The organism is Streptococcus australis (assembly GCF_047463015.1).
Lineage (GTDB): Bacteria > Bacillota > Bacilli > Lactobacillales > Streptococcaceae > Streptococcus > Streptococcus australis_F.
This window is the reverse complement of record NZ_JASHER010000006.1, coordinates 27,849-36,674: the sequence shown is the minus strand read 5'-3', so window position 1 is coordinate 36,674 and position 8,826 is coordinate 27,849. Positions and strand designations below refer to the sequence as shown.

Below are 8,826 nucleotides of genomic sequence, written 5' to 3'. Positions count from 1 at the left end.
AGGATGGGGAAAGTCTCCACCCTCTTTACCTGATGACATAAAGGAATGGAATATGGGAAAAAGATTATTTGATAAGAGAAATCGATTTGGCATCCGCAAACTATCAGTAGGGGTTTGCTCTGTAGTCGTAGCGACTTGTTTTTTAGGAGTCACTACCAGTTATGCAGAGGAACAAGCTGAGAGAAGTGAGACTCGTGAAGAACGAGTCGACACAAGTGATGTCGAGCATCAAGGGGAGGAGGAAAAAGCTGTGAAAGAGCACCAAGAAGAATCAGAACATTCCTCACCCGTAACGAGTGAGAAAGAAAACCGAGCAGTCAGCCAAGGGACAGAAGCAACCCAACCAGTAGCTACTGCAGATGAGGAGCCTGAAATTGCAGATTACGGACCGCTTCCTAGCAAGGCCCAAATGCAATACCATCGCGAAGAACTGGCAGCCTTCATCCACTTTGGGATGAACACCTACTACGATCGTGAGTGGGGAGATGGGCAAGAAGACCCTTATTATTTCTATCCAGAGCATCTGGATACTGATCAGTGGATCAAAACCCTGAAAGACGCTGGCTTCAAACGGACCATCATGGTCGTCAAGCACCACGATGGTTTCCTCTTGTACCCTTCTAAATACACCGACCATACCATTGCCAAAAGTGGTTGGAAGGAAGGAAAAGGCGATATCCTAGCCGAAGTTTCGGCTTCTGCTAGCAAGTATGACATGGATATGGGGGTCTACCTCTCCCCTTGGGATGCTCACAGCCCGCTCTACCATGTGGATACAGAGGACCAATACAACGAATACTATCTCAACCAGCTCAAAGAAATCCTTGAAAATCCTAAATATGGAAACAAAGGCAAATTTGTTGAAGTCTGGATGGATGGAGCGCGTGGCGATGGGGCTCAAAAAGTAACCTATACCTTCGATAAGTGGTTTGACGCCATCCGTAAAGCCCAAGGGGATATTGCTATCTTCTCAGCTGAGCCCACCAATGTTCGCTGGATAGGAAATGAAAAGGGAATTGCTGGAGATCCAGTTTGGCATAAGGTCAATCCGGATAAGATTCGCAACAATCCATCCAATAGCTATCTCAACCATGGAGATCCAGAAGGGAAACAATACTCAGTTGGAGAAGCGGATGTTTCCATTCGCTCTGGCTGGTTCTACCATGACAATCAAGAGCCTAAGTCCCTGCGTGAATTGATGGACATTTACTTCAAATCTGTCGGTCGTGGAACGCCACTCTTGCTCAATATTCCACCCAATCAAGATGGAAAATTTGCGGATGCCGATGTGGCCCGTTTGAAAGAATTCCGCCAGACTTTGGATCAACTCTACAGCGTGGACTATGCGGCGGGCGCTTTGGTAGAAGCTGACTCGACACGGCGCAATTCGCATTACGCAGCCAGCCATTTGACAGATGGCGATGAAAAGACCAGTTGGGCCCCTGCCGATGATGCCAAGACCGGCTCTTTTGTCCTCGATCTTGGAAAAGAGCAACATTTTGATGTGGTAGAGCTCAAAGAAACCATCGAAAAAGGCCAACGGATTTCCGGTTTCACCATCGATGTAGCGGTGAATGGCCAATGGGTTCCTTTTGGGGCTGGGTCAACCGTTGGATATCGCCGTTTGATCAAAGGGCAACCAGTTGATAGTCGCTACCTCCGAGTGTCAATTACTGATGCCCAAGCCACTCCAATCTTGAATGGTGTCTCTGTCTATAAGACACCAGCCAGCATCGAAGAAACCGATGGCTATCCGCTTGGTTTGACCTATCATTCCGATCGAACAGCTGATCGGGCCAATAGCCAATGGAATGAAGAGGGAGAAGGCATTCGAGGCACCTCGATGTGGACCAAGGAAGCGGGAGCTTCTGCAACCTATCAATTCGAAGGGACCAAGGCCTATGTGGTCGCAACTGTCGACCCAGGTCATGGGAAGATGGATGTCTATGTAGATGGGCAAAAACTAGCGACGGTCAATACCCAAAGTCCAACTCGCAAACGCAGCCAAAAGGTTTATGAAACACCAGATTTGAAAGCAGGTTCCCATACCTTGACCTTGGTCAATAGCAAGGGAGATGCTATCGCAACGGAAGGGATTTATGCCCTCAATAACCAAGAAAAAGGCCTCTTTGAGTTTGCTCAGCCAACCTTAGCTGTTAAAAAAGGAGAGCCAGCGCAAATCGTCGTCAAAAGAAAAGGTGGCTCTAAAGGAAGTGCCAGTCTTAAGTTAATCACAGAACCAGGAACAGGGGTTCATGGCAAGGTCTACAAAGATACCAATGTCACCCTTGAGTTCGCAGATGGAGAGACAGAAAAAACAGTCCAAGTCCCAACCCTTGATTTTGCAGGAAAAGCGACCGATGTCTATGACTTTAAGGCCAAATTGTTGCATCCGGATCAAGGCAGCCTGGTCGGCTTTATTCCAGAACTGACAGTCCAAGTGATGAACGAGGACCTACTTCCAGAAAATCGCAAAGAAGTGGATGATCAAGATCCAAAACTGCACTACAGTCAAGGCTGGAATCATGAGACGGACAATCGAGACTTCTCAAATGGAACGGAATCTTGGTCTAGCTTCAACCAAGTAACCGATGAAGAAGGAAAGAAACACATTGATGTGACCATCACCTTCAAGGGAACTGGTGTGGAAGTTCGAGGAGTGGTTGATCCAAGCCATGGTCTCTACAGCGTCACCCTAGATGGAAAAGAAATGGCCTTTGAAGAAGGGCGTGGTCATGACTATGAGATTGAAGGCGACCATTACTTCAGTGGCTATGGAGATCAACGCAAACTGGACCAGAGTTTGGTCAATCTGCAAGGTCTAGCAAAAGGCTACCACCAATTACGTCTGCACTTGGATCCATCTCTCAATGATCCTCAGTCATCTAGAGCCATTCAGGTAGACCGCTTTATCCTATCAGGAAAAGATAGTCAGTTGCTTAGTCAAGAAGAGCTCCAACAGGTTATCAAAGAAGGAGTAGAAAAAATCAAGGCTACTTCTCTCGATCGCTTGAAAGCAAATCTCAAATCAACTGTTCAAGAGCAATTGACGGAATTGACTCAGTTGTTGAATCAAGAGCGACCAGATTTGGTTGCTACAGCGAATCAAGTGGAAGCCCTTGAGACCATCTTAGAAGATGATCACAATTATGAACCACTGACGCAGACACGCCCAGACGAAGGTGTTCGGGATTTGATTCTTGAAAAGCCAGAACTTCTCATCGAAGCGGAGGAGATTCCATTTGAGAGTCAAACGCGTGAAAACAAGGATTTGGCCAAGGGTGAAAGCAGGATCCTTCAAGCAGGGAAGGTTGGACGCCGCTTGAAGTTGATCGAGGTTCGACAAGAAGAAGGTAAAGAAATTCGGACAGAAGTCGATGCCTTTGTCGAAGTGGAGGCCCAGGATCAGATTACGGAAGTCGGGACGAAGGAAGTAGAAGAAGCTCCTATTATTCCGGATCTGTCGCTACCAACAAAACCAAGTGAAGACTCACAAGAAACGAAACCGCTCCTTCCTCCAGAAGACAAAAAAGAAAGTGGAATTGCTCCAATTTTGAAACCGACGGCTTCGAAAGAGACTCCTCTTTCTCCTGAGGTAGAAGCAGTAACTCCGGACCCTGTGCAGTCCCAAGAAAAACTGCCTCAGACAGGATCAGAGAAGGCAAGTTTCTTAGCTTGGATCGGACTACTCGGCTTAGGCTTCTTAGGCGGAAGAGTAAAATTCGCTCGTCGGAAATCCTAATGCCCCTTCTATAAGAGAGTGGGACAGAAATCGGTAATTCATAAGAATTCGATTTCGTCGTCCCACCTCCGCACAGTTGAGTAGGGCTGTAAAAGCTGATGAAATCAGCGTAGTAGAGCCCACTCAACCACTGCGTCTTGCTCGACAATCCAAAGATAATTGAGAGGCTAGGACTTCTGTCCCAGCCTCTTTTTTGGCCTCCTTCTGGCTACCAACAAGGGGTCTTCAGATTCTATCTCGACGTAGTCTTTGCTTTATTTACAGGCGTAAAAATTGTATAATAGTCAGATAAGGTCAATAATGACATCATGGATGATGAGACCATTTTTGATCCTCTGAAAAGCAGAGAGCTTATCTAGAATGAAAACGTCAGAAAGGAGCATCATGGCAAGTAAAAATACATCAGATAGCATTGAGGCCTATATCAAGTCGCTACTGGCCCAAGCAGGCATCGCAGAGCTCAAGAGAAGCGAATTAGCAGATGTCTTCCAAGTTGTTCCTAGTCAAATCAATTATGTGATCAAGACCCGCTTCACCGAAAGTCGAGGCTATATCGTAGAGAGCAAGCGTGGAGGCGGAGGGTACATCCGGATTGGCAAGGTCCAATTTTCAGACCAACACCAGATGCTAAAAGAGCTTGGAGCAAGCATCGGAGAACAAATCAGTCAGACTGTTTTTGGCGATATCCTTCAAATGCTATTTGAAGAAAAACTCCTTACAAAGAGAGAGGCAGAGCTTTTGTCAGTGACGACGACAGACGAGGTTCTGGGAAGTGAAGCCCATCGCTTACGAGCCAATATCCTACGAAAAATTATCCAACAAGTCGATAGAAAGGGAATGTAATCTCCTTATGAACTATTCAAAAGCCTTATTAGAAACGATTGAAGCCGCTCAAATCTTGGCGGGTCATTTTGATTCCCAAACCCTAGATACCTGGCATATCCTAGTAGCCTTAGCCAATAATCCTTATAGTGTAGCTGGTTCTGTCTTAAGTGACTATCCTATGCAGATTGATGATTTTCAAGATGCGGCGGAGCACATTACGGGTCAAGTCTACCAGAGGGATGGCCGCTATGAGGTGTTTCCTTTTTCTTTCCGTGTCGAAGAAATCATGAAACGTTCCCAAGAGATTGCCCAGGCAGTCCATGCCAAAAGTCTTGGAACAGAGCATGTCCTCTTGGCGCTTCTATTAGAGAGGGGGACCTTGGCTTCTCAAGTATTGGAGTATGTCGGCTTCCGCTATGATGATCAGGAAGAGGGCATTAAAATCGTCGAGCTTCGGAAGAGCTTGGAGCAACGAGCAGGTTGGGACAAGGAAGCTGTCAAGGCCATTCGTTCGCTCTATCGAGCCCAGCAACCCAATCGTCAAACCATGGGAAATATGATGGGCATGCCAGCCTCTACCAGCGGTGGTTTGGAAGACTACACCCGAGATTTGACAGAAATGGCTCGCAATGGCAGTTTGGAACCGGTGATTGGTCGGGGTCAAGAAATCTCGCGGATGATTCAGATTTTAAGCCGTAAAACAAAAAATAACCCAGTTCTGGTCGGGGATGCCGGTGTCGGAAAGACCGCTCTAGCCTTGGGCTTGGCTCAACGGATTGCCAGCGGAGATGTCCCGACGGAACTGGCTAAAATGCGGGTCCTAGAATTGGACTTGATGAATGTTGTCGCAGGGACGCGGTTCCGTGGAGATTTTGAAGAGCGGATGAACAACATCATCAATGATATCGAAGAAGATGGACATGTCATCCTCTTCATTGATGAGCTCCATACTATTATGGGCTCTGGCTCTGGGATTGACTCCACCTTGGATGCGGCCAATATCTTGAAGCCAGCCTTGGCCCGTGGAACCCTACGGACCGTAGGAGCCACTACGCAAGAAGAATACCAAAAACACATTGAAAAAGACGCCGCTCTGTCACGCCGCTTTGCTAAGGTCTTGATTGAGCAACCCTCTGTTGCAGATAGCATTGCGATTTTGCAAGGGCTCAAGAAGACCTATGAACGTCACCACCGTGTTCATATTACGGATGCGGCTATTGAGACAGCTGTTGTTTATGCCAATCGTTATTTGACCAGTCGCCTCTTGCCTGACTCCGCCATTGACCTCTTAGATGAGGCGGCAGCGACCGTGCAAAACAAGGGGCCTCAAGCCGGTCTTCAGTCCGACTTGACAACTGCCGATCAAGCCTTACTCAAGGGGCAGTGGAAAAAAGTTGCTCAGTTGCTAAAAGAAGATGCCAGTCCAAAAGGCTACCAGCTAGAAGTTAAGGAAGAGGATATCCTGAAGACGCTCAGTCAATTGTCAGGCATTCCTGTGGAGAAACTAACCCAAACAGCAGCTAAGAAATACCTTGAATTAGAAGCAGAACTTCATAAGCGCGTGATCGGTCAGGATCAGGCTGTCTCAAGTATCAGCCGAGCGATTCGTCGCAATCAGTCGGGAATTCGGTCTCACAAACGGCCAATTGGCTCCTTCCTCTTCCTCGGTCCGACTGGGGTCGGAAAAACCGAGCTCGCGAAGGCGCTGGCTGAAGTCCTCTTTGATGATGAGTCTGCTTTGATCCGCTTTGACATGAGTGAATATATGGAGAAATTTGCGGCTAGTCGTCTCAACGGTGCCCCTCCAGGCTATGTCGGTTATGAAGAAGGGGGCGAGTTGACGGAAAAAGTCCGCAACAAACCTTATTCAGTCCTCTTGTTTGATGAGGTGGAAAAAGCCCATCCGGATATCTTTAACGTTCTCTTGCAAGTCTTGGATGACGGTGTCTTGACCGACAGCAAGGGACGCAAGGTAGATTTCTCCAATACCATTATTATCATGACTTCAAACTTGGGAGCTACCGCTTTACGAGATGATAAGACGGTTGGCTTTGGAGCTAAGGATATTCGCTTTGACCAAGCCAATATGGAGAAACGCATCTTTGAAGAGTTGAAGAAGACCTATCGACCAGAGTTTATCAACCGGATTGATGAGAAGGTTGTCTTCCATAGCTTGACCAGTGATCAAATGCATGAGATTGTCAAGATTATGGTGAAACCGCTGGTTCAAACTCTAGCAGAGAAGGGCATTGCTCTGAAATTCCAAGCGTCTGCTCTTAAATGGCTGGCGACTCACGGATATGATCCAGAAATGGGAGCACGTCCTTTGCGCCGGACCATCCAGACCCAGGTGGAAGACTACTTGGCAGAGATCCTCTTGAGAGGAGAAGTGGCTGAAGGGCAAACCCTCAAGGTAGGTGTCAAGTCTGGTCAGCTTAACTTCACGATTGACTAGGAGGATATGCAGTGCCTCTCAAACGCTTGACCCGAATCACCCTCTTAGCAGCCCTCTGTGTGGTACTGAGACAAGCCTTTGCCTTCTTGCCCAATGTCCAACCCATTAGTGCCATTTTCTTTTTACTGGTGCTATTTGAAGACTGGCAATTTGCCTGTTTGGTGATGGCGGTCACCATGTTTACCTCGGCTTTTCTCTTGGGGATGAGCCCAGTGGTGCTCGCTCAGATACTGGCCTTTGGCCTCCTCTTGACTCTTTGGCGGGGGCTTTACCGCCATCTGTCTTTGCAAGTTCAGACTCTAGTGGTCGGCACCTTATCCTTTCTCTACGGGGTGCTGATTGACAGTCTTTATGCTGTTCTCTACCACATGCCTTGGTGGACCTATGCTCTGGTGAATGGCTTTAGCTTTAACTTGGCCCACGCCCTTTCCACCGCCTGTTTTTACCCTCTACTTTATGTAGTATTTAGGAGATTGTATCATGAAAAAAACACTTTATAGTTTCTTTGCTGTCCTAGCAGCTCTTGTATTGGTCAGTTGCGGACAAAGCAAATCATCGACTACGGAAAGCTCAGCTTCTAGCTCACAAGTAGCGAAAGAAAAACAAATTACCATTACGGTCAGTATCGCCCCTGAAGGGCAAGAAGCTCAAAGCAAGACCTTGAAGGTTGCTGAAAAAGCCAACCTGATGGAAGTCCTGAAAGCTAACTACAAGATTGAGGAGAAGAGTGGCCTCATCACCTCGATCGATGGCGTAGCCCAGGACGAAAGCAAGGGACTCTATTGGATGTACAAGATCAATGGAGAGATGGCACCAAAAGGGGCAGCAGAAACAACTGTCCAAGATGGAGATACCATCGAATTTTATCAAGAAGTTTATCAATAAGAAAAAGAGTGAATGCTTGGACTAGGGCTCCATTTGTTCACTCTTTTTTTGAAACTAGTTTCTATTTTTTATAAGACTTGCAAATCCTCTTGACTTCCTTATAGATGAATGTTACAATTATATTACAAAATGTAACAAATGTTACAAAAGAGAGGTATTGCCATGAAAATGAAAGGAACTTTCTTTAGTCTATTTACCCTTGCTCTAACAGCTGCTCTTCTCTTAAGCGGATGTGGATCAGAAAAGAAAAAGGAAACCAGTCCATCTTCAACTAGTAAAATTGCGCAAGTGAAACAAAGCTCTACTAGTAAAAAAGAAGAGAAAAAGACCGCAAGCAAAACCACACAAAGCACAGAAGTTGCACAATCACCTGCCATGGCTTCGAGCGAAACACAAGCGAGCCAAGAAAATCCATCAACTCCAGTGACACCAAGAGTTCCAGAAGCCAGTCAAGGCCTGGTTCCAACTCCTTCCAAAGAAACAAAACCAGCAGTGAACTCAGCACCAGAAAAACAAAAACGTCCTAGCTTGGAAGAAGGTCGCACGACTGCCAAAGAACAAGCCTCTAAGACAGAGAACCCACGCTATAAAGGTGTCTTGAGTTATGCCTCAGGGGATTATTCAGGAGCAGCAGGTAGTTGGACCGACGGTCGCGATACAGGCGTAAGCATCGGACAAGGTGGACAAGTAACCATTCAAACTCCTGGTGGCGATGCAGTGGGCTATACAATTGGAAGCTATGAATACAACTTGGATCAAGGTCATTACCATGCTGGCTTGATTTCCACCCAAGATGGATCTGCAGCTAGCCTGGATATAGTTGTCGGTCAAGATGGTCAAGTGGCAAGTGTTCAAGTGACAGAAAATGGCCATGCGCATGCCTTGGTTCGGGAATAATGGCTCGCCACTGAGAAAATTA

At 46.9% G+C, this 8,826-nt stretch carries 6 protein-coding genes; all 6 read left to right on the top strand.

Annotated features, from left to right (window positions below; translation table 11 throughout):
* The first annotated feature begins 52 nt into the window (after positions 1–52).
* Entirely contained in the window at positions 53–3,742 is a 3,690-nt protein-coding gene (locus QM873_RS06710) for an alpha-L-fucosidase (RefSeq protein ID WP_414279031.1), read from the top strand.
* 384 nt (positions 3,743–4,126) lie between these two features.
* Complete coding sequence (locus tag QM873_RS06705; RefSeq protein ID WP_048716682.1) at positions 4,127–4,585, top strand: CtsR family transcriptional regulator; 459 nt, start codon at positions 4,127–4,129, stop codon at positions 4,583–4,585.
* A gap of 7 nt (positions 4,586–4,592) precedes the next feature.
* Positions 4,593–7,022, top strand: coding sequence for an ATP-dependent Clp protease ATP-binding subunit (locus QM873_RS06700; protein WP_414279030.1), 2,430 nt, complete (start codon positions 4,593–4,595; stop codon positions 7,020–7,022).
* 11 nt (positions 7,023–7,033) lie between these two features.
* A complete protein-coding gene (locus tag QM873_RS06695; protein ID WP_023027354.1) occupies positions 7,034–7,522 on the top strand; it encodes an ECF transporter S component in 489 nt (162 codons plus the stop codon).
* Complete coding sequence (locus QM873_RS06690; RefSeq protein WP_023024640.1) at positions 7,503–7,907, top strand: DUF4430 domain-containing protein; 405 nt, start codon at positions 7,503–7,505, stop codon at positions 7,905–7,907. The genes QM873_RS06695 and QM873_RS06690 overlap by 20 nt, the downstream gene beginning before the upstream one ends.
* Before the next feature lie 162 nt (positions 7,908–8,069).
* Positions 8,070–8,804, top strand: coding sequence for a hypothetical protein (locus QM873_RS06685; RefSeq protein ID WP_023024639.1), 735 nt, complete (start codon positions 8,070–8,072; stop codon positions 8,802–8,804).
* The last annotated feature ends 22 nt before the right edge of the window (positions 8,805–8,826 follow it).